This is a genomic window from Streptomyces murinus (genome assembly GCF_002154555.1).
In the GTDB taxonomy this organism is placed as follows: domain Bacteria; phylum Actinomycetota; class Actinomycetes; order Streptomycetales; family Streptomycetaceae; genus Streptomyces; species Streptomyces murinus.
The window spans coordinates 169-17,783 of sequence record NZ_MUNF01000242.1 but is presented as its reverse complement, the minus strand read 5'-3'; the positions used below and the strand labels follow the sequence as shown (position 1 = coordinate 17,783).

19 protein-coding genes, 2 tRNA genes, 1 other RNA gene and 1 pseudogene are annotated in these 17,615 nt (G+C 72.4%); 9 read left to right on the top strand and 14 right to left on the bottom strand.

Translation table 11 applies throughout. From position 1 onward, the window contains the following. Positions 1–273 (top strand): annotated as a pseudogene (locus tag CCN72_RS39980) (hypothetical protein); the annotation flags it as partial. A 172-nt stretch (positions 274–445) separates the two neighbouring features. On the opposite strand, the gene CCN72_RS16315 reads toward CCN72_RS39980, so the two are convergent. The 8 genes from CCN72_RS16315 to CCN72_RS16280 all read right to left on the bottom strand — a co-directional run bounded on the left by CCN72_RS16315 (position 446) and on the right by CCN72_RS16280 (position 5,118). Beyond that, a complete protein-coding gene (locus CCN72_RS16315; protein ID WP_037650631.1) occupies positions 446–1,360 on the bottom strand; it encodes an RNA polymerase sigma factor SigF in 915 nt (304 codons plus the stop codon). 402 nt (positions 1,361–1,762) lie between these two features. Next, positions 1,763–2,599, bottom strand: coding sequence for an RNA polymerase sigma factor SigF (locus CCN72_RS16310; protein ID WP_086808145.1), 837 nt, complete (start codon positions 2,597–2,599; stop codon positions 1,763–1,765). Positions 2,600–2,781: 182 nt separating this feature from the next. Continuing rightward, a complete protein-coding gene (locus CCN72_RS16305) occupies positions 2,782–3,075 on the bottom strand; it encodes a Dabb family protein (protein WP_046424643.1) in 294 nt (97 codons plus the stop codon). Between the two features lie 10 nt (positions 3,076–3,085). Next, positions 3,086–3,265 (bottom strand): hypothetical protein, encoded by a 180-nt coding sequence (locus CCN72_RS16300; protein WP_037650636.1) that lies wholly within the window; start codon positions 3,263–3,265, stop codon positions 3,086–3,088. A 155-nt stretch (positions 3,266–3,420) separates the two neighbouring features. Beyond that, positions 3,421–3,505: transfer RNA gene (locus tag CCN72_RS16295), tRNA-Ser, on the bottom strand. Positions 3,506–3,550: 45 nt separating this feature from the next. Continuing rightward, positions 3,551–3,982 carry a tRNA adenosine(34) deaminase TadA gene (gene tadA / locus CCN72_RS16290; RefSeq protein ID WP_232986452.1) on the bottom strand — a complete coding sequence of 144 codons (432 nt, stop codon included), beginning with the start codon at positions 3,980–3,982 and terminating at the stop codon, positions 3,551–3,553. Between the two features lie 68 nt (positions 3,983–4,050). Further along, positions 4,051–4,593, bottom strand: a complete 543-nt coding sequence (locus tag CCN72_RS16285; protein WP_085565532.1) for a tRNA adenosine deaminase-associated protein — start codon at positions 4,591–4,593, stop codon at positions 4,051–4,053. A 321-nt stretch (positions 4,594–4,914) separates the two neighbouring features. Then, positions 4,915–5,118 carry a hypothetical protein gene (locus CCN72_RS16280; protein WP_086808142.1) on the bottom strand — a complete coding sequence of 68 codons (204 nt, stop codon included), beginning with the start codon at positions 5,116–5,118 and terminating at the stop codon, positions 4,915–4,917. A 94-nt stretch (positions 5,119–5,212) separates the two neighbouring features. Between CCN72_RS16280 and upp the strand changes: the two genes are divergently transcribed. Further along, positions 5,213–5,848 (top strand): uracil phosphoribosyltransferase, encoded by a 636-nt coding sequence (upp, locus tag CCN72_RS16275; protein WP_085568627.1) that lies wholly within the window; start codon positions 5,213–5,215, stop codon positions 5,846–5,848. Positions 5,849–5,928: 80 nt separating this feature from the next. On the opposite strand, the gene CCN72_RS16270 is transcribed toward upp, so the two are convergent. Together CCN72_RS16270 and CCN72_RS16265 are read right to left on the bottom strand one after the other, a co-directional pair. Further along, positions 5,929–6,579 (bottom strand): LytR C-terminal domain-containing protein, encoded by a 651-nt coding sequence (locus tag CCN72_RS16270; RefSeq protein WP_244174254.1) that lies wholly within the window; start codon positions 6,577–6,579, stop codon positions 5,929–5,931. A gap of 137 nt (positions 6,580–6,716) precedes the next feature. Further along, positions 6,717–7,013, bottom strand: a complete 297-nt coding sequence (locus tag CCN72_RS16265) for a type II toxin-antitoxin system VapB family antitoxin (RefSeq protein WP_003986294.1) — start codon at positions 7,011–7,013, stop codon at positions 6,717–6,719. A gap of 183 nt (positions 7,014–7,196) precedes the next feature. Between CCN72_RS16265 and CCN72_RS16260 the strand changes: the two genes are divergently transcribed. Further along, positions 7,197–8,765, top strand: a complete 1,569-nt coding sequence (locus CCN72_RS16260) for a helicase HerA-like domain-containing protein (protein ID WP_086808144.1) — start codon at positions 7,197–7,199, stop codon at positions 8,763–8,765. An 84-nt stretch (positions 8,766–8,849) separates the two neighbouring features. Here CCN72_RS16260 and CCN72_RS16255 read toward each other — a convergent pair whose 3' ends face one another. Continuing rightward, positions 8,850–9,545 carry an HdeD family acid-resistance protein gene (locus CCN72_RS16255; RefSeq protein ID WP_086808140.1) on the bottom strand — a complete coding sequence of 232 codons (696 nt, stop codon included), beginning with the start codon at positions 9,543–9,545 and terminating at the stop codon, positions 8,850–8,852. 89 nt (positions 9,546–9,634) lie between these two features. After that, positions 9,635–10,228 (bottom strand): HhH-GPD-type base excision DNA repair protein, encoded by a 594-nt coding sequence (locus CCN72_RS16250; protein ID WP_086808139.1) that lies wholly within the window; start codon positions 10,226–10,228, stop codon positions 9,635–9,637. A gap of 96 nt (positions 10,229–10,324) precedes the next feature. On the opposite strand from CCN72_RS16250, the gene CCN72_RS16245 reads away from it, so the two are divergent. Genes CCN72_RS16245 through CCN72_RS16230 form a run of 4 tightly spaced genes read left to right on the top strand, consistent with a single transcriptional unit; the run spans position 10,325 to position 14,266 of the window. Further along, positions 10,325–12,415, top strand: coding sequence for a penicillin acylase family protein (locus CCN72_RS16245; RefSeq protein WP_086808138.1), 2,091 nt, complete (start codon positions 10,325–10,327; stop codon positions 12,413–12,415). Next, positions 12,412–12,999: a GNAT family N-acetyltransferase gene (locus tag CCN72_RS16240; RefSeq protein ID WP_086808137.1), complete on the top strand. Its 588-nt coding sequence runs from the start codon at positions 12,412–12,414 to the stop codon at positions 12,997–12,999. The genes CCN72_RS16245 and CCN72_RS16240 overlap by 4 nt, the downstream gene beginning before the upstream one ends. Before the next feature lie 32 nt (positions 13,000–13,031). Continuing rightward, positions 13,032–13,508 (top strand): cupin domain-containing protein, encoded by a 477-nt coding sequence (locus CCN72_RS16235; RefSeq protein ID WP_086808136.1) that lies wholly within the window; start codon positions 13,032–13,034, stop codon positions 13,506–13,508. Then, entirely contained in the window at positions 13,505–14,266 is a 762-nt protein-coding gene (locus tag CCN72_RS16230) for an SDR family NAD(P)-dependent oxidoreductase (RefSeq protein WP_086808143.1), read from the top strand. The genes CCN72_RS16235 and CCN72_RS16230 overlap by 4 nt, the downstream gene beginning before the upstream one ends. Here the strand turns inward: CCN72_RS16230 and CCN72_RS16225 are convergent. Together CCN72_RS16225 and CCN72_RS16220 are read right to left on the bottom strand one after the other, a co-directional pair. Beyond that, positions 14,256–15,953: an SNIPE associated domain-containing protein gene (locus CCN72_RS16225; RefSeq protein WP_086808135.1), complete on the bottom strand. Its 1,698-nt coding sequence runs from the start codon at positions 15,951–15,953 to the stop codon at positions 14,256–14,258. The genes CCN72_RS16230 and CCN72_RS16225 overlap by 11 nt on opposite strands. A gap of 174 nt (positions 15,954–16,127) precedes the next feature. Next, positions 16,128–16,215: transfer RNA gene (locus tag CCN72_RS16220), tRNA-Ser, on the bottom strand. A 73-nt stretch (positions 16,216–16,288) separates the two neighbouring features. On the opposite strand from CCN72_RS16220, the gene ffs reads away from it, so the two are divergent. Together ffs and CCN72_RS16210 are read left to right on the top strand one after the other, a co-directional pair. Beyond that, an RNA gene (gene ffs, locus CCN72_RS16215) (signal recognition particle sRNA small type) lies at positions 16,289–16,383 on the top strand. Between the two features lie 57 nt (positions 16,384–16,440). Continuing rightward, a partial coding sequence (locus CCN72_RS16210; protein WP_244174253.1) for a DNA polymerase III subunit gamma and tau occupies positions 16,441–17,615 on the top strand: 1,175 nt, incomplete at its 3' end.

Here is a 17,615-nt window from a genome sequence, read left to right as displayed (position 1 = left end):
GGACCGCCCCTCCCCGACCGGCACGAGCCCGGGCTCGCACCCGCGCCCGTGCTCGTGCCGGTCGGGGAGGGGCGGTCCGGCGTGCTCGGGACGGGGCCGTTGTCGGCCTGCGCGGGACCGGGTCCGGAGCCGGTGGCGCCCGACGGGGAGCCGGCGGTGCCCGGAGAAGTCGTCCCCCCGCCCTTCGGCCCGTCCAGCGGGACCATCGTCACCGATCCCGTGGGGCTCGCGTCGACCGGGCCCGAGTGTCCCGCGCCGCCCACCGCCACATAGCCGCCCCCGCCGCCCGAGCCGGCGCACGCCCCGAGGGCCGCGCCCAGGCACACGACGGCCGCCGAGGCTCCCGCGAGGGCGCGCCGGCGGCCGGGTGACCATGTCGTCGAACGAAGCGTCCCGTGACGAAGCATCCGGCCATGGTGACTGACGCTCCGTCAGAGGGGAACCCTCAGTCCGAGATCAGACCCTCGCGCAGCTGGGACAGGGTCCGGGTGAGCAGCCGGGAGACATGCATCTGGGAGATGCCGACCTCCTCGCCGATCTGCGACTGCGTCATGTTGGCGAAGAAGCGCAGCATGATGATCCGCCGCTCCCGGGGCGGGAGTTTGGCCAGCAGCGGCTTGAGGGACTCGCGGTACTCCACGCCTTCGAGGGCGGTGTCCTCGTAGCCCAGCCGGTCGGCCAGGGAGCCCTCGCCGCCGTCGTCCTCCGGAGCCGGGGAGTCCAGCGAGGAGGCGGTGTACGCGTTGCCGACCGCGAGGCCGTCGACCACGTCCTCCTCGGAGACACCGAGGACGGCGGCCAGTTCGGTCACCGTGGGGGAGCGGTCCAGCTTCTGCGACAGCTCGTCGCTGGCCTTGGTGAGGGCCAGGCGCAGCTCCTGGAGGCGGCGCGGCACCCGCACCGACCAGGAGGTGTCGCGGAAGAAGCGCTTGATCTCGCCGACCACCGTCGGCATCGCGAACGTCGGGAACTCCACGCCCCGTTCGCAGTCGAAGCGGTCGATCGCCTTGATCAGGCCGATGGTGCCGACCTGGACGATGTCCTCCATCGGCTCGTTGCGCGAGCGGAAACGTGCCGCCGCGTAGCGGACCAGCGGCAGGTTCAGCTCGATCAGGGTGTCCCGGACGTAGGCGCGCTCGGGGCTGTTCTCGTCCAGCGCGGCCAGGCGCAGGAACAGGGAGCGGGACAGGGTGCGGGTGTCGATGGCCTCGCCCGTCGGCGGGGTGGCCGGGGCAGGCACGGCGTCGAGGGTCGTGACGACCTCGATGCCGTCGAGGACGTCGAGTGCGTCGAGCTCCTTGGGCGCCGCCTCGCTCTTCGCGGGCGTCAGCACTTTCGAGCTGCCCTGTTCTGCGGACATGCCACCCCCTTCGGGTCGCGGGACGGTCGCGGCCGCGCCGTCGGTCGAGCAACGCAGCCTTCACCTGAATACCGGTGCCGAGGCCCCGGCAAACGCGTCTTCCGCAGAATGTCACATGTCGGCAACGCGCTGTAGAGACATGTCGACACGGAAGATCCGAATCACCGCTGGATAAAAGGGGTCTGACGGGCTTTCGGGTCCTCAACTCCGGAAACAGCCCTGGTGAGCGAATCGCTCGCGGCGGTGAGCGCTCGATCGGGTTTGCGATGCAGAGCTGTTCGGGTGTGTGCTTCGGTGCGCCCACTGTGCGACCACCGACTTGCCCGGTATGCGCCCGGGGCTCTGTTATACGCCGGACCGCTTGTGGGGCGGCCGTGACCACGGCCCGGTTGCGGTCACCGGTTAGGCGTCGATGCGGTTCGCCGAGCGCAGCCGCTGGAAGCTGCGGGCGAGCAGGCGCGAGACATGCATCTGGGAGACGCCGAGTTCCGCGCTGATCTGCGACTGGGTGAGGTTGCTGTAGTAGCGCAGCAGCAGGATCCGCTGTTCGCGCTCGGGGAGTTGGACCAGGAGGTGGCGGACCAGGTCGCGGTGCTCCACGCCGTCCAGGGCCGGGTCCTCGTAGCCGATGCGGTCCAGCAGCCCGGGCATCCCGTCGCCCTCCTGCGCGGCCTCCAGGGAGGTGGCGTGGTACGAGCGGCCCGCCTCGATGCAGCTGAGCACCTCCTCCTCGCTGATCCGCAGCCGCTCGGCGATCTCGGCGGTGGAGGGGGAGCGGCCGTGCAGTGTGGTCAGGTCCTCGGTGGCGCTGTTGACCTGCACCCACAGCTCGTGCAGCCGGCGCGGTACGTGCACGGTGCGGACGTTGTCCCGGAAGTACCGCTTGATCTCGCCCACGACGGTCGGCATGGCGAAGGTCGGGAACTGCACGCCCCGCTCCGGGTCGAAGCGGTCGATGGCGTTGATCAGACCGATGGTGCCGACCTGGATCACGTCCTCCATGGGCTCGTTGCGGGAGCGGAAGCGGGCGGCGGCGTAGCGCACGAGCGGGAGGTTCGCCTCGATCAGCGCGCCCCGCACGCGGTTGTGCTCCGGAGTGCCGGGCGCGAGCTCCTTCAGCTCGGCGAAGAGCACCTGGGTCAGGGCCCGGGTGTCCGCGCCGCGGCGTTTCCCTGGGGGCACAGAGGCGGGGACGGGGGCCTCCTCCTGGGGCGGCGCAGTACTGGCCGGCACGGTCAACGCCACCTCTTCGGTCAATCATCCGTCAAAAGCGGTCATAGCATCACAAGACATGTGCACTGTGTGCAAGCACCGGATAACGCCGTGTTGTGTTCAAACATTGACAAGTTGAGGCGTGGAACGCACGAAAGCCCCCCGCCTGCACGGCGGGAGGCTCAGGAAAAGCTGGGCGGGAAGGGGGTCTAGAACTCGTAGTCCGCGATCACCCACGTGGCGAATTCACGCCACAGGGCGACGCCCGCCTGGTGGGCCGGGTGCTCCAGATAGCGCTGGAGGGCACCGGTGTCCTCGACCGCCGAGTTGATCGCGAAGTCGTAGGCGATCGGCCGGTCGGTGATGTTCCAGGCGCACTCCCAGGAACGCAGTTCCTCGATCTGCTCCGGCAGCGCCCGGAAGGCCGCCACGCCCGCCACGACCCGCGGATCGTCGCGCTCGACGCCCTCGTTGAGCTTGAACAGGACCAGGTGGCGGATCATGCGGAGTACCTCAGTTCTTTCCTCCGTTGGCGGCCCAGGTCATGAAGTCCCCGATGGCCCTGGCCGCGTCCGATATGCCCTCGAAGCCTATCTGGACATAGCTGGCCGCCTTGGCCGGGTCCGTGATGATCACGTACAGCACGAAGACCACGAGCGCGTACAGAACGATCTTCTTGGCGTTCACCGCCACCGCGGCCCTCCCGTGTGTCCATGGCCCGATGGGCCCCTGCCTGCCGGCGGCGAGTGTAACGTTCACCCCTTTATCGGGGACCAACGGCCCGCCGCGCAAGGCGATTTGGGCGTATGCGGAAAGGGCCCCGTCTTGCGACGGGGCCCTTTCGGAAGCGGTAGCGGAGGGATTTGAACCCTCGGTGACTTGCGCCACACTCGCTTTCGAGGCGAGCTCCTTCGGCCGCTCGGACACGCTACCGAGGGAGACCTTACAGCACGGTGGGGCGTGGTTCGAAATCGGTATTCAGCGACCCCGGAAAAACTCCGTGAGCAGGGCTGCGCACTCCCCCGCGAGGACGCCCTCGACGACCTCCGGGCGGTGGTTGAGCCGCCGGTCGCGCAGCACGTCCCACAGCGAGCCCGCGGCGCCCGCCTTGTCGTCCCGGGCGCCGTAGACCACCCGGTCCACCCGGGACTGCACCAGCGCGCCCGCGCACATGGTGCAGGGCTCCAGGGTGACCACGAGCGTGCAGCCGGTCAGCCGCCACTCGCCGAGGCGCGCGGCGGCCCGCCGGATGGCCAGGACCTCGGCGTGGGCCGTGGGATCGCCGGTGGCCTCGCGCTCGTTGTGCCCGGTGGCGAGCACCGTCGTACCGTCCGGGGACAGGACGACGGCGCCGACGGGGACGTCCCCGCCCCGGACGGCGGCCTCGGCCTCGGCCAGGGCGAGCCGCATCGCGTCCCGCCAGGGGTCGCGCACCGGGTCCGGCGCCGCACGGGTGTCACCCACCGGTCGTCCCGCGGTCAGCGGACGGTCTCCAGCACCTCCGAGGCGCCCAGGGCCTCGGCGATGGAACCGAGCGCGTCCTCGGCGTCCAGGGTGCGCAGTTCCTTCTCGCTGATGCCCAGGTCGTCGAGGATCTCGCTGTCGCCGACCGGGCTGTGCGGCACCGCGTCGCCGGTGCCGCCCTCCTCGTCCCCGTCGTCGTCATCGGCCTCGGACTCGCCGTCCTCGGTGCCGTCGAGGTCGAGTTCGTCCAGGTCGGGGCCGTCGGCGGCGCCGGGCTCCCGGCCCAGCAGCTCATCGGTGAGCAGCAGCTCCCCGTAGGCGCTGCGGGCGGCGGCGGCCGCGTCCGAGACGTAGATGCGGGGGTCTTCCTCCCCGTCCACGCGGACGACGCCGAACCACGCGTCCTCCTGCTCGATCAGGACGAGCACCGTGTCCTCCTCGGGAGAGGATTCACGGGCCAGGTCGGCCAGATCCGACAGGGTCTCCACATCGTCGAGCTCTGTGTCGCTCGCTTTCCACCCGTCTTCGGTGCGCGCGAGCAGTGCGGCGAAGTACACCGTGACTCTCCCACTGGTCATAGGCGTGCCGGTTGGGGGTCCCCCCGGCGGAGGTTCTTGGGCGGAGAGAGCTGGGCTCCGAGCCCCACCCACTCGGAATCGTGGCAGAAACAAGGCGTTCAGGGGACGTCTTCGGCTCCCTGTGTCTGGCGGTTTCGAGCGTGAATCGTCACAGAGTCACCAGCGCTCTCATTGCGGCCACCTGCGGATCGTACGCGGCTTTGCGAGACGCTCACGCACGCCCACCTCGGAAACTCCGGCCCGGCCGGCGATCTTCCTCACCCGCTTCTTGCCCAGGGGTCCCAGCTCATGGCCCCGGCCTTACCAACGGAAGGTCCGCATCCGCATCGCGTGGCGCAATCGGGCCGCCTTGGCGCGTCGCGGCTGGACCCGCTCGCGCAGGGCACGGGCCTCGGCCAGCTCGCGCAGGAACCGGGCTCTGCGACGGCGCCGTTCGGCCTCGGTCTCGGGCCCCGTGGCCCTGGACCCGTACGCGTCGTCGGGAGTATCAGGCAGGTCAGACACGTCACACCACCCCAGTCCGTCCCTGTCACCTTCCCCCGGACGGCCGGTTTGACGCCAGCGCGGACCGGTCCGGGGCGCGGGTACCGTTATGGGCATGCGCCTCCACGTCGTCGACCACCCCCTGGTCGCTCACAAGCTCACCACGTTGCGCGACCAGCGCACCGACTCCGCGACCTTCCGCCGGCTCGCCGACGAACTGGTCACCCTGCTCGCCTACGAGGCCACGCGGGACGTGCGCACCGAGATCGTCGACGTCGACACGCCGGTCGCCCGCACCACCGGCGTCAAGCTCGCCCGCCCCCGCCCGCTCGTGGTGCCGATCCTGCGTGCCGGTCTCGGCATGCTCGACGGCATGGTCCGGCTGCTGCCGACCGCCGAGGTGGGCTTCCTGGGCATGATCCGCAACGAGGAGACCCTTGAGGCCTCCACGTACGCCACCCGGATGCCGGAGGACCTCTCGGGTCGCCAGGTCTACGTCCTCGACCCGATGCTGGCCACGGGCGGCACCCTGGTCGCCGCCATCCGCGAGCTGATCCGGCGCGGCGCGGACGACGTCACGGCCGTGGTCCTGCTGGCCGCGCCCGAGGGCGTCGAGCTGATGGAGCGCGAACTGGCGGGCACGCCGGTGACGGTGGTGACGGCGGCGGTCGACGACCACCTCAACGAGCACGGCTACATCATCCCGGGCCTGGGCGACGCGGGCGACCGGCTGTACGGCGCGGCGGAGTAGCGGGAGTTTTCCCCGCGCCCCGTGGGGGCGCGGGGAACCGCGCGATCAGCCACGTCGGAACCGCACCCGACGACGAAGCCTCAGCACCCCTTCTTTTCCGGCGAGCCGACGGCAGTCGTCGGCGCGGTCAGGGCGGTCACCGCCTTGTCCGCGTCAGCCTGCTTCACCAGCCCCTTGAACCCGTCCCCGAGGATGAGGTCGAGCGTGGCCCCCTTGCGCCCGTCGGGGCGCTGCTCCGCGCCCGCGACCTGTGCGCCGAGCACCGGCAGGGACGTGTCGACCGCGGACGTCGGCCCGAGGACCACTCCCGCGCCCTTCACCTTCTTGTCGTAGTCCGCACCGGCGTTGCCGACGTCGCCGATCTTGAACCCGCGCTTCTTCAGCTGGTCCGCGGTGTCCTTGGCGAGCCCGGTGCGGGCGGTGGCGTTGAAGACGTTCACGGTGATGCGGCCGGGCGGGGGCAGCACCTTCCCGCCGTGCGCGGTCGCGGCCTGCGCCGCGTCGGTCTTGCCCTTGGCCGGGCAGCGCTTCGCGGCGTCGGCGGTCGATCCGCCCCCGCTGAAGACGTCGATGAGCTCCAGCGTGCCCCAGCCGAGCAGACCGAGTGTGCACACGGAGGCCAGTACGGCCGCGACCAGCCGGCCTCGCCGCCGGGGCCGGCGCATCCGGGGGTACTTCGTCCCCGTGATCCGGTATTTGCCGCCCATGCCGGGGGGAGTCAGCATGCTCATGAACGCAGCGTAGTGCGCCGGGGCGGGGATGCCTATTAGATGATCAGTCGAGGGCGCTCAGTGGAACCCGAAAGGGTCAATCGGCGCCCGCCACAGGGCCGATCGGCGCAGCGGCGAGGCTCGGCCGAACGGTCCGGTCAGCCGAGTTCGAGCACCCGCGCGTGCAGCACCTGGCGCTGCTGGAGCGCCGCGCGCACCGCGCGGTGCAGGCCGTCCTCCAGGTAGAGATCGCCCTGCCACTTCACGACGTGCGCGAAGAGGTCGCCGTAGAACGTCGAGTCCTCCGCGAGCAGGGTTTCCAGGTCCAGCTGCTGCTTGGTCGTCACGAGCTGATCGAGGCGGACCGGGCGCGGCGCGACGTCCGCCCACTGCCGGGTGCTTTCCCGGCCGTGATCGGGGTACGGCCGGCCGTTTCCGATGCGCTTGAAGATCACACGGAAAGCCTACCGGCCCAGACGTTCCGGGCGCAGCCATGGCGCCGGAGTGCGACGCTTGAAAAGGTTCCACAAAAGGAACAAAAGCCGTCGATCGGCGACGGGGGCCGTGGCGAAGGAACAGGGGACCGGATGAGCGACCGCGACGCAGCGCCCGGCGCGGACCCCGGAGCGGACCGCGACATGGGCCCCGGTGCGGACCGCGACACGGGCCCCGGCGCGGACCCCCGGGGCCCCGGCGGGCTCCCCGACCCGGCCCGGCGGATCGCCGCCGGATACGCCTTCTCCGGACCCGCCCTCGACCTCGGCGCCCTGCTGTGGGACGGCGGCTGCCACGCGGACGCCCCGATCCGCGTCCCGCTGCCCATGCTCAACCGGCACGGCCTGGTCGCGGGCGCCACCGGCACCGGCAAGACCAAGACCCTCCAGCTGATCGCCGAACAGCTGTCGGCGCAGGGGGTGCCGGTGTTCCTCGCGGACATCAAGGGCGACCTGTCCGGCATCGCGCGCCCCGGCCAGGAGAACGACCGGGTACGGCAGCGGGCCGGTGAGGTCGGCCAGAGCTGGACCCCGGCCGGGTTCCCGGCGGAGTTCTACGCGCTCGGCGGTCTCGGCCACGGCATCCCGGTGCGCGCCACGGTCACGAGTTTCGGGCCGGTGCTGCTGTCCAAGGTGCTGGGGCTCAACCAGACCCAGGAGCAGTCCCTCGGCCTGATCTTCCACTACGCCGACACCAAGGGCCTGGAGCTGATCGACCTCAAGGACCTCAGGGCGGTCGTCGCCTTCCTCACCTCCGACGAGGGCAGACCCGAGCTGAAGGGCATCGGCGGGCTCTCCACGGCCACCGCCGGGGTGATCCTGCGCTCCCTGACCGCCTTCGAGGCGCAGGGCATGGCGGACTTCTTCGGGGAGCCGGAGTTCGACACGGCCGGCTTCCTGCGGACGGCGGACGACGGCCGGGGCATCGTCTCCGTCCTCGAACTCCCCGCCGTACAGGACCGACCGCAGCTCTTCTCCACCTTCCTGATGTGGCTGCTGGCCGACCTCTTCCACGACCTGCCCGAGATCGGCGACGCCGACAAGCCGAAGCTGGTGTTCTTCTTCGACGAGGCGCATCTGCTGTTCAACGGCGCGTCCAAGGCGTTCCTGGACTCGATCACCCAGACCGTGCGGCTGATCCGCTCCAAGGGCGTCGGGGTCTTCTTCGTCACCCAGACCCCGAAGGACGTGCCCGCCGACGTCCTCGGCCAGCTCGGCAACCGCGTCCAGCACGCGCTGCGGGCCTTCACACCGGACGACCAGAAGGCACTGCGGGCGACCGTGCGGACCTTCCCGAGATCGGCGTACGACCTGGAGGAACTGCTCACCGGCCTGGGCACCGGCGAGGCGGTGGTGACCGTGCTCAGCGAGAACGGCGCCCCCACCCCCGTCGCCGCCACCCGGCTGCGCGCACCCGAGTCCCTGATGGGTCCGCTGGATCCGGCCGAACTGGACGACGCGGTACGGAACTCGCCGCTCCACGGCCGTTATGCACAGGCTGTGGACCGCGAGTCGGCGTACGAGAGGCTGACCGCCGCGCCGGTGGCGGCGCCGCCCGAGGCCCCGCGCGAGCGCCCGGCGAAGGAGGAGCCCACGCTGGTCGAACAGGTCGTCGGCAGCGGGATGTTCAAGTCCCTGGCCCGCTCGGTCGGCACCCAGCTGGGCCGCGAGATCACCCGCTCCCTGTTCGGGACCGCGCGCCGCAGACGGTGAACGACCGGTCGCGGGACCGGGGGCGGTGAGCGCAACCATCGGACCGGGGCGGTGAGCGCCCCCGGTCCCGTGGTCCGGCCGGGTTCAGACGGTCCGCGGCACCTGCTTCGCCCGGTGGCGGATGCGGAACGCGGTGATGATCTCGGTGACGCCCACGACGACCAGCCAGATGCCGCCGACGAGGGTCAGCACGGCCACCGAACGGAAGGGCGAGTCGATCAGCACGATCCCGGCGACGAAGGTCAGCACGCCGAGCACGATCTGCCAGCCGCGCGCGGGCATCCGGGGGTCGGAGATCGCGGCCATGGTGTGGGTGACCCCCCGGATCAGCCAGCCGATGCCGATCCACAGGGCGAGCAGCAGGATCGACTGCATGGGCCCGCGGAAGCAGAGCAGGCCGAGCAGGATCGACAGCGCGCCGCTGATGAACGCCAGTACCCGCAGCGAGGTCGCCTGGTGCGTGCCGAACGCCGCGATCAGTTGGAACACGCCGCTGACCAGTAGGTAGAGCCCGAAGAGGACGCCGGCCACGACCAGGGAGTGGCCCGGCCACACCAGGACCAGGATGCCCAGGATCAGCGAGGCGATCCCGGTGACCAGGACCACCTGCCAGGCGGCCTTGGCCAGGGCGTGCAGCGGCCCCTCGACCGGCGGTTCGGCCTCATGGCGCTCATGGCGCGCCTGCGGTTCGTGCGGGGCGCCCGGCGGGTGTCCGCCGTGGACGCGCTGGTCGTCGTACTCACGGCCCCGTTCCGGTCCGTACTGCGATGCCTCGGTCATGTTCCATGCTCGGAACGGCTCCGGGCGGTCCGCCACCCGGGTGGGCCACCAGGTGTACCCGGGGGCTGCCGCGGGGTCTGTTCCCGGGGCTACCCGCGGGCCGCTTTCGCCGCCTTGGCCGCGGCCTTCATCTCCTGCTTGTGGGCGCGCACCCTGGTGAGCGAGTCCGGTCCGGTGATATCGGCGACGGACCGGTAGGACTCCGGTTCGCCGTAGGCGCCGGCCGCCTCGCGCCAGCCCGCGGGCGTGACCCCGAGCTGCTTGCCCAGCAGCGCGAGGAAGATCTGCGCCTTCTGCCGGCCGAACCCCGGCAGGTCCTCCAGGCGTCTCAGCAGCTCGGCGCCGCTGCCGACGCCCCGCCAGACGGCCTCGGCGTCCCCGTCGTAGTGCTCGACCAGGTACTGGCACAGCTGCTGGACGCGCTTGGCCATGGCGCCCGGGTAGCGGTGCACGGCGGGCTTCTCGGAGAGCAGCGCGGCGAACGCCTCCGGGTCCCGCGCGGCGATCTCGTGCGCGTCCAGGTCCTCGGCTCCGAGCCGGTCGGCGATGGTCCGGGGCCCCTTGAACGCCCACTCCATCGGGACCTGCTGGTCCAGCAGCATCCCGGTGAGCGCGGCGAGGGGCGAGCGCCCGAGCAGCGCGTCGGCCGCCGGGTCCTGGGCGAGGTGCAGGGTGACGTCCATGGGTCGATGATCCCGCGTCGCGGGTGATCGCGCGTCGCGTACGATTCCCCCCGTTGGAAATTAGGCAAGGCTAACCTAAGATTTGGAGGGCTCGGGGTGACCAGCGAGACCTACCGCGACGCCTTCGGCATCCCCCATCTGCGCGCGGCGGACATCCACGCGCTGGCCCGCGCCCAGGGCCGGGTCACCGCGCTCGACCGGGCCTGGCAGCTGGAGGTCGAACGGCACCGCGCCCAGGGCACGTCCGCGTCCTTCCTCGGCCCCGGTGAGGTCCCCTGGGACGTCCTCGCCCGCCGGTCGCGCCTGGCCGACACCGCCCGCCGCTGCTTCGCCGCGCTGGAACGCCGGGACCCGGAGACGGCACGCTGGGTACGGTCGTACGCCGACGGCGTCAACGAGGGACTGCCGGCCGGCGCCCGCCGCGCCCCGGAGTTCGCCCGCACCGTGCTCACCCCGGGCCGCTGGGAGCCCTGGACCCCGCTCGCCGTCTGGCTCTCCACCCACCTCCTCTTCGCGGGTTTCCCGGCCAAGCTCTGGCGCGAGCAGGCGATCCGGCACCTGGGCCCGGACGCGGTGGGCCTGTTCGCCACCGACGGCCCCGGCACCGCGGGCAGCAACGGCTGGCTGCTCTCCGGCGCCCGCACCGCCACCGGCCTGCCGCTGCTCGCCGGCGACCCGCACCGCTTCATCGAGGACCCCGGCGTCTACCAGCAGATCCGTCTGGCCTGCCCCGAGTTCGACGCCGTCGGCCTCGCCGTCCCCGGTATCCCCGGCCTGCCGCACTTCGGCCACGCGGGCGCGGTCGCCTGGGGCATCACCAACGCCATGGCCGACTACCAGGACCTCTACCGCGAACGCCTGCGCCGCGCGGGCTCCTCCGTCGAGGCGCTGGGCCCGGACGGGCGCTGGCACCCGGCGCACGCGCACACCGAGACGCTGGAGGTCGCGGGGGAGGCGCCGGTCGAGGTCGAGGTGATCGAGACGGAGCGGGGGCCGGTGATCGCGGGAGGCCCGGAGGCGTCGTACGACCCGGAGGGCGGCGACGGCGGGGCGCTCGCCCTGCGGTACCCGCCCCGCGTCACGGAGGACCTCGGCTTCAGCGCGCTGCTCGGGCTCCTGCGCGCGCGGAACGTCGCCGATGTCGACCGGGCCCTGGACGCCTGGGCCGAGCCGGTGAACGTCGTCCAGGCGGCCGACACCGACGGCGGCACCCTGCACCGGGTCGCCGGGCGCGTCCCGCTGCGCGCCCGCGCCAACCGCCTCCACCCCGTGCCCGCCTGGCGCCCCGGCCACGACTGGCACGGCTGGCACGAGATGCCGTACGCCCCCGTCCCGGACGGCATCGCCGTGATGGCCAACCAGCGCGGCCCGGCCGCCCCGCTCGGCGTGGAGTTCGCCCCGCCGCACCGCGCCGACCGCATCCGCGACCTGCTCGACACCGGTGGCCGCTGGAGCGCCGGGGAGATGGCCGCGATCCACACCGACACCCATCTCGCCTCCGCCGCGCCCCTCCTCGGCCACCTCGCCGCGCTCGACGGCCTCACCCCGGCCGCGACCCGGCTGCGCGAGAGCCTGCTCGCGTGGGACCGCCGCATGGACGCCGACAGCACCGACGCGGCCCGCTACGCGGCGCTGCGCGGCGCGGTCGTACAACTCCTGGCCGCACAACCGGCGTTCGCGCCGCTCACCGAACCTCCGGCGTACCCCGAGGCGCTGCGCCCCTGGCTGGCCCTCGTCCCGCGCATCGGATTCGCCCTCGAACACCTGCTGCGCGCCGAGGAGTTGTACGGCATCGACCGACCGGCCCTCATCCGCAGGGCACTTGAGGCCGTGGCCGCCGAACCCCCCACCGGCACCTGGTCGGACACCCACCGCCTCGCCCCCTGGGGGGCTCTGCCGGACGGCCTGGCCACCCCCGGCCTCGCCGGTGACCACGACTGCGTGCTGTGCACCTCCGCCGTGCCCGGCCTCACCGACCGCGCCGCCCGCGGCCCCGCCGCCCGCTGGGTATGGGACCTCGCCGACCGGGACGCCAGCCGCTGGGTGGTGCCCTTCGGCGCCGACGGCGTCCCCGGGAGCCCGCACCACCACGACCAACTCCCGCTGTGGCTCGGGGGAGAACTCGCCCCCGTCGTCACCGACTGGAACCGGCTCACCCCCGACCGCACCCTGGAGCACCCCGCATGACCACTGACGCGCACCGGACGCCGTACGAACAGCACGTCGACGGCTTCGGCACCGTCCGCATCCGCCCCCTGGACCCCGCCGCCGACGCGGATGTGATCCACGCCTGGGTGAGCGAGGAGCGCGCCGCCTTCTGGGGCATGACCGGCCTCAGCCGCGACCAGGTCGCCGAGATCTACGCCCATATGGCCACCCTGGACACCCACCACGCCCACCTGGTCACCAAGGACGGCGCCCCGGCCGCCCTGTTCCAGACGTACGAGCCCGCCGCGGACCGCGTCGGCGAGTGCTACGAGGTGCGGCCCGGCGACCTCGGCGTGCATGTCCTGCTCGCCCCCGCCGACCCCGCCGGAGCCCGCCCCGGCTGGTCCACCGCGCTGCTCACGGCCTTGACGACGTACGCGCTGACCGCCCTCGGCCGGCGGCGGCTGGTGGTCGACCCGGACGTCCGCAACGCCAAGGCGATCGCCCGCTTCGTCCGCCAGGGCTTCGTGCCCGGCCCCGCCGTCGTGCTGCCCGAGGTGGACCTCCCCGATGTGTACCTGCCCGAGAAGCACGCCCAACTCGCGTTCCTGGAACGCGGGTAGAGCGGGGGTGGCGCGGGGGTAGCCTTCCGGGGGTGACGACTGCGCACGAGCTGATCGCGCACTACGGACTCGAACCGATCCCCCGCGAGGGCGGCCTGTTCCGGCGTACCTGGGAGGGGCCCGAGCGGGCGGACGGCCGCCCCGCCGGCGCCGCCATCGTGGCCCTGCTCACGGCGGACGACTACTCCGCCCTGCACCGCCTGCCCTACGCCGAGATCTGGCACTTCTACCTCGGCGACCCGCTGGACCTGCTGCTCCTCGCCCCCGACGGCACCACCCGCACCGCCGTCCTCGGCCCCGATCTGCGCGCCGGCCAGCAGGTCCAGCTGACCGTCCCGGCCCGCACCTGGATGGGGGCGCGGGTGGCCCCGGGCGGCGACTGGACGCACTTCGGGTGCACGACGGCCCCCGGGTTCACCTACGCGGACTACGAGCACGGGGACGCCGCGGACCTCACGGCGCGTTACCCCGCCGAGGCCGCCCGGATCAGGGGACTGTGCCGCCCATGAGCCTCCTCGACGGACAGACCGCCCTGGTGACCGGCGCGGGCGGCGGCATCGGCCGGGCCCTCGCGCTGCGCTTCGCCGAACAGGGCGCGGCGCTCGCCCTGCACTGCCGTACGGCGACCGCCGCGGCCGGGGAGACCGCCGACCGGATCCGGGCGGCGGGCGGCCGGGCGGTCGTCCTGCGCGCGGACCTGACCGACGAGGACGCCTGCCACCGCCTGGTGCACGACACCCTGGAGTGGTCCGGCGGCCGGCTCACCGCGCTGGTCAACAACGCGGCCGCGCAGCCGGTCCAGCCGCTGCCCCAGATGACCGCCGCCGAGTGGCGCGCGGTGGTCGACACCGACCTGACCAGCGTCTTCGCCTGCACCCAGGCCGCCGCGGCCCATATGCGCGGGCACGGCGGCGGCACCGTCACCCACATCGCCTCCATCGAGGCCGGGCACCCCGCCCCCGGCCACGCCCACTACGGCGCGGCCAAGGCGGCGGTGGTGACGCACGCCCGAGCGGCCGCCCTGGAGTACGGCCCCGACGGCATCCGCGTCAACACGGTCTCCCCTGGCCTGATCGACCGCCCGGGCCTCTCCACCGCCTGGCCGGACGGCGTCCGCCGCTGGCTCGCCGCCGCCCCCACCGGCCGCCTGGGCCGCCCCGAGGACGTCGCCGACGCCTGTGTCTTCCTGGCCTCGCCGCTCGCCTCCTGGATCACCGGGCACGATCTGGTGGTGGACGGCGGTGTGTCGGCGCGGCCTACCTGGTGAGCGCTCCGCCCGGCCGCGCGGTGCCGCCCGCTTCGCCGTTCCTGCTCGCCCGCCACTCCAGGGCCTGGGGCTCCTCGGTGAACTCGATCAGGTGCTGCCCGGCGAACCGGTGCAGCGCGTCGCGGACCTCGACCGGCGTGGCGTAGAAGAACTCCTTGCGGCTGTTGACCTGGTTGACCCGCTGGGACGCGAAGTGCCGGTGCAGTTCCGCCTCCAGGCCGACCGCGTCCTTGCTGAAGATCAGCGCGTGCACGTCGAAACGGAAGGGGACGGCCGCACCGCTCAACTCGTACACCCGCTCAAGGGGTTCGAGCCGGCGGGTCATGCCGATCTTCACGATGCGATCGCCGAAGGCGCCGATGTTCGAGATGACGTACACATAGCCGGTACGGACGTTGGCCGCACGGGACTCGACGTCCTGGAGCGAGTCCTCGATCTCGGCCAGCTTGGCCTCCAGCTCCGCGGCACCGCCCGCGTCCCCGCGCTCGCGCAGCCGCTCCAGTGCCGCCTGGTAGTGGCCGAGTTCCTTGTTCAGCTTCTCGCGCTGCCGGTCCAGCTCCCGCTGCACGGCCGCCTCCTCCCGCTCCCGGGCGCGCGCCTCGCGCTGGGCCTCCTTCTCCTCGTCCTTCTTCTGGAGGTAGTCGGCGGTGAGCTCCAGCTCGCGCACCCGCGCGTTGTGGAACTCGTCGCTGATCCGGATGTGCATGGTGGCGCCCAGCTTGGCGATCGTCTCGCGGCTCTTGTAGAGCCGGTCGACGAGAGAGGTGAGCCGGTACGGCCGCATGGACCGCACCGCGTAGTCGGCCTCGGCGTTGTAGGCGCGCAGCATGAGCTTGGAGAAGTCGCGGACCATCTTCTGGCCCTCGCGCTTGGAGCCGTTGACCGTCCAGTCCGTGGTGGCGTGCACGGCCCGGCCCGCGCGGGTGAGCGACTTGATCTCGTCCCGGAGTGTGTCCAGGCGGCTGCGGTAGGCGATCGCGTCCTGGAGGACATGCCGGTAGGCGTAGATCCCCGCCTCCTGGAGCAGGGCGGTCTCGTCGGCGTTGACGATCCGCGCCTGGAGTTCGGCGAGCCGTCGCTCGGCGGCGGAGACGTCCGCACGCTGCCGGTCGGCGTCCTCGCGCAGCCGGTCGGTCTCCTTGGCCGCTTGGCGCGCGTCGGCGAGGATCTCCTTCGCCGTCGCCCGCGCGTCCTCGACGATCTCCCGGGCCTCGTCACCGGCTTCGGCGACCGCCCGCTCCCGCAGCGCCGCGGCCTCCGCCTCGACCTGCCGTACGAGACCGGCGACGCGCTCGGCGTCCAGCCCCTGCGTCCGCGCGATCCAGGCCCGCAACTCCTCCGCCTCGGAGACGGCCTCCGCCCGACGCCGCCCGAACAACCGGCCCTTGCGCGGCGCGGGGACCGCGGGCGGGGCACCGCCGACAGGGCCGCCGGGGGTGGGCCCGCCGGCAAGGGTGCCGGTGGTGGGACCGGCGACTGGGGCACCGGGTGCGGGGCCGACGGCAGGGGTGCCGGGTGCGGGGCCGACGGCAAGGGTGCCAGGTGCGGGGCCGCCTTCCGGTATCCACAACTGCCAGCCCTCCGGAGCGGCCGGCCACGACGGATCGGGCCGCCAGTCCGCCGGCGGCGTCCACCCCGCGGGCGGCACGGGCCAGCCCGGCGGCGGATTGAAGCGATAAGCGCTCATTCCCACCCCCCAGTGAAATGCGCAGAGCGCGATTCTCCGGGCGATCGGCGACGGGGGCGTCCGCCTGTTCCGCCTTGTGACCTTCTTGTGATCGCACGCGGGCGGTGAGCGCACAACGTCGAAGGGCCCCACTGCGAACAGTGGGGCCCATCGACATCGTGCCCGGTGAGGCACTGGCGGAGGATACGAGATTCGAACTCGTGAGGGGTTGCCCCCAACACGCTTTCCAAGCGTGCGCCCTAGGCCTCTAGGCGAATCCTCCGGTCGGAACATTACATGACCGAGGAGGGTGCTCGCGAACTCGTTCCCGCAGGCCCGGATCGGGTACTCTCTGCGTAGCCCCTCACGCGGCGCTATCTGACTGAACTCCCCCAGGGCCGGAAGGCAGCAAGGGTAGGTCGGCTCTGGCGGGTGCGTGGGGGGCGTCTGCGTTGCCGGGGGCTTTCGGCGGGCCCGGTTGTCAGTGCGCGCCTATAACCTCGTAAGCGTGTCGTCTCTCGCGCTGTACCGCCGCTACCGTCCCGAGACCTTTGCCGAGGTCATCGGGCAGGAGCATGTCACCGACCCGTTGCAGCAGGCGCTGCGCAACAACCGGGTCAATCACGCGTACCTGTTCAGCGGGCCGCGTGGCTGCGGGAAGACCACCAGCGCGCGCATCCTCGCCCGCTGCCTCAACTGCGAGCAGGGCCCCACCCCCACCCCGTGCGGCGAGTGCCAGTCCTGCCAGGACCTCGCGCGCAACGGACCGGGTTCGATCGACGTCATCGAGATCGACGCCGCCTCCCACGGTGGCGTGGACGACGCCCGTGAACTGCGCGAGAAGGCCTTCTTCGGCCCCGCGGGCAGCCGGTACAAGATCTACATCATCGACGAGGCCCACATGGTCACGTCGGCCGGCTTCAACGCCCTGCTGAAGGTCGTCGAGGAGCCGCCCGAGCACCTCAAGTTCATCTTCGCCACGACCGAGCCCGAGAAGGTCATCGGCACCATCCGCTCGCGGACCCACCACTACCCGTTCCGGCTGGTGCCGCCCGGCACCCTGCGGGACTACCTCGGTGAGGTGTGCCAGAAGGAGGACATCCCCGTCGAGGACGGTGTGCTGCCCCTGGTGGTGCGCGCGGGCGCCGGATCCGTCCGTGACTCCATGTCGGTCATGGACCAACTCCTCGCCGGCGCGGGCGCGGACGGTGTGACGTACACCATGGCCACCGCCCTCCTCGGCTACACCGACGGCTCCCTCCTCGACTCCGTGGTCGAGGCCTTCGCCACCGGTGACGGCGCGGCCGCCTTCGAGGTCGTCGACCGCATCATCGAGGGCGGCAACGACCCGCGCCGCTTCGTCGCCGACCTGCTCGAACGCCTCCGCGACCTGGTGATCCTCGCCGCCGTGCCGGACGCCGTCGACAAGGGACTCATCGACGCCCCCGCCGACGTCCTGGAGCGCATGCAGGCCCAGGCGTCCACCTTCGGCGCGGCCGAACTGAGCCGCGCCGCCGACCTGGTCAACCAGGGCCTCACCGAGATGCGCGGCGCCACCTCGCCCCGCCTCCAGCTCGAACTCATCTGCGCCCGCGTCCTGCTCCCCGCCGCCTACGGCGACGAGCGTTCCCTCATGGCCCGCCTCGACCGCGTCGAGCGCGGCGTCAACTTCAGCGCGGGCGC

What these genes read in the sequence shown, in the direction of transcription:
- CCN72_RS16315 (WP_037650631.1), bottom strand. Translation starts at nt 1,360, where the DNA reads ATGTCCGCAGAACAGGGCAGCTCGAAAGTGCTGACGCCCGCGAAGAGC.
- CCN72_RS16305 (WP_046424643.1), bottom strand. Translation starts at nt 3,075, where the DNA reads ATGATCCGCCACCTGGTCCTGTTCAAGCTCAACGAGGGCGTCGAGCGC.
- tadA (WP_232986452.1), bottom strand. Translation starts at nt 3,982, where the DNA reads ATGCGGCTCGCCCTGGCCGAGGCCGAGGCCGCCGTCCGGGGCGGGGAC.
- upp (WP_085568627.1), top strand. Translation starts at nt 5,213, where the DNA reads ATGCGCCTCCACGTCGTCGACCACCCCCTGGTCGCTCACAAGCTCACC.
- CCN72_RS16270 (WP_244174254.1), bottom strand. Translation starts at nt 6,579, where the DNA reads ATGAGCATGCTGACTCCCCCCGGCATGGGCGGCAAATACCGGATCACG.
- CCN72_RS16260 (WP_086808144.1), top strand. Translation starts at nt 7,197, where the DNA reads ATGGGCCCCGGTGCGGACCGCGACACGGGCCCCGGCGCGGACCCCCGG.
- CCN72_RS16255 (WP_086808140.1), bottom strand. Translation starts at nt 9,545, where the DNA reads ATGACCGAGGCATCGCAGTACGGACCGGAACGGGGCCGTGAGTACGAC.
- CCN72_RS16250 (WP_086808139.1), bottom strand. Translation starts at nt 10,228, where the DNA reads ATGGACGTCACCCTGCACCTCGCCCAGGACCCGGCGGCCGACGCGCTG.
- CCN72_RS16240 (WP_086808137.1), top strand. Translation starts at nt 12,412, where the DNA reads ATGACCACTGACGCGCACCGGACGCCGTACGAACAGCACGTCGACGGC.
- CCN72_RS16230 (WP_086808143.1), top strand. Translation starts at nt 13,505, where the DNA reads ATGAGCCTCCTCGACGGACAGACCGCCCTGGTGACCGGCGCGGGCGGC.
- CCN72_RS16225 (WP_086808135.1), bottom strand. Translation starts at nt 15,953, where the DNA reads ATGAGCGCTTATCGCTTCAATCCGCCGCCGGGCTGGCCCGTGCCGCCC.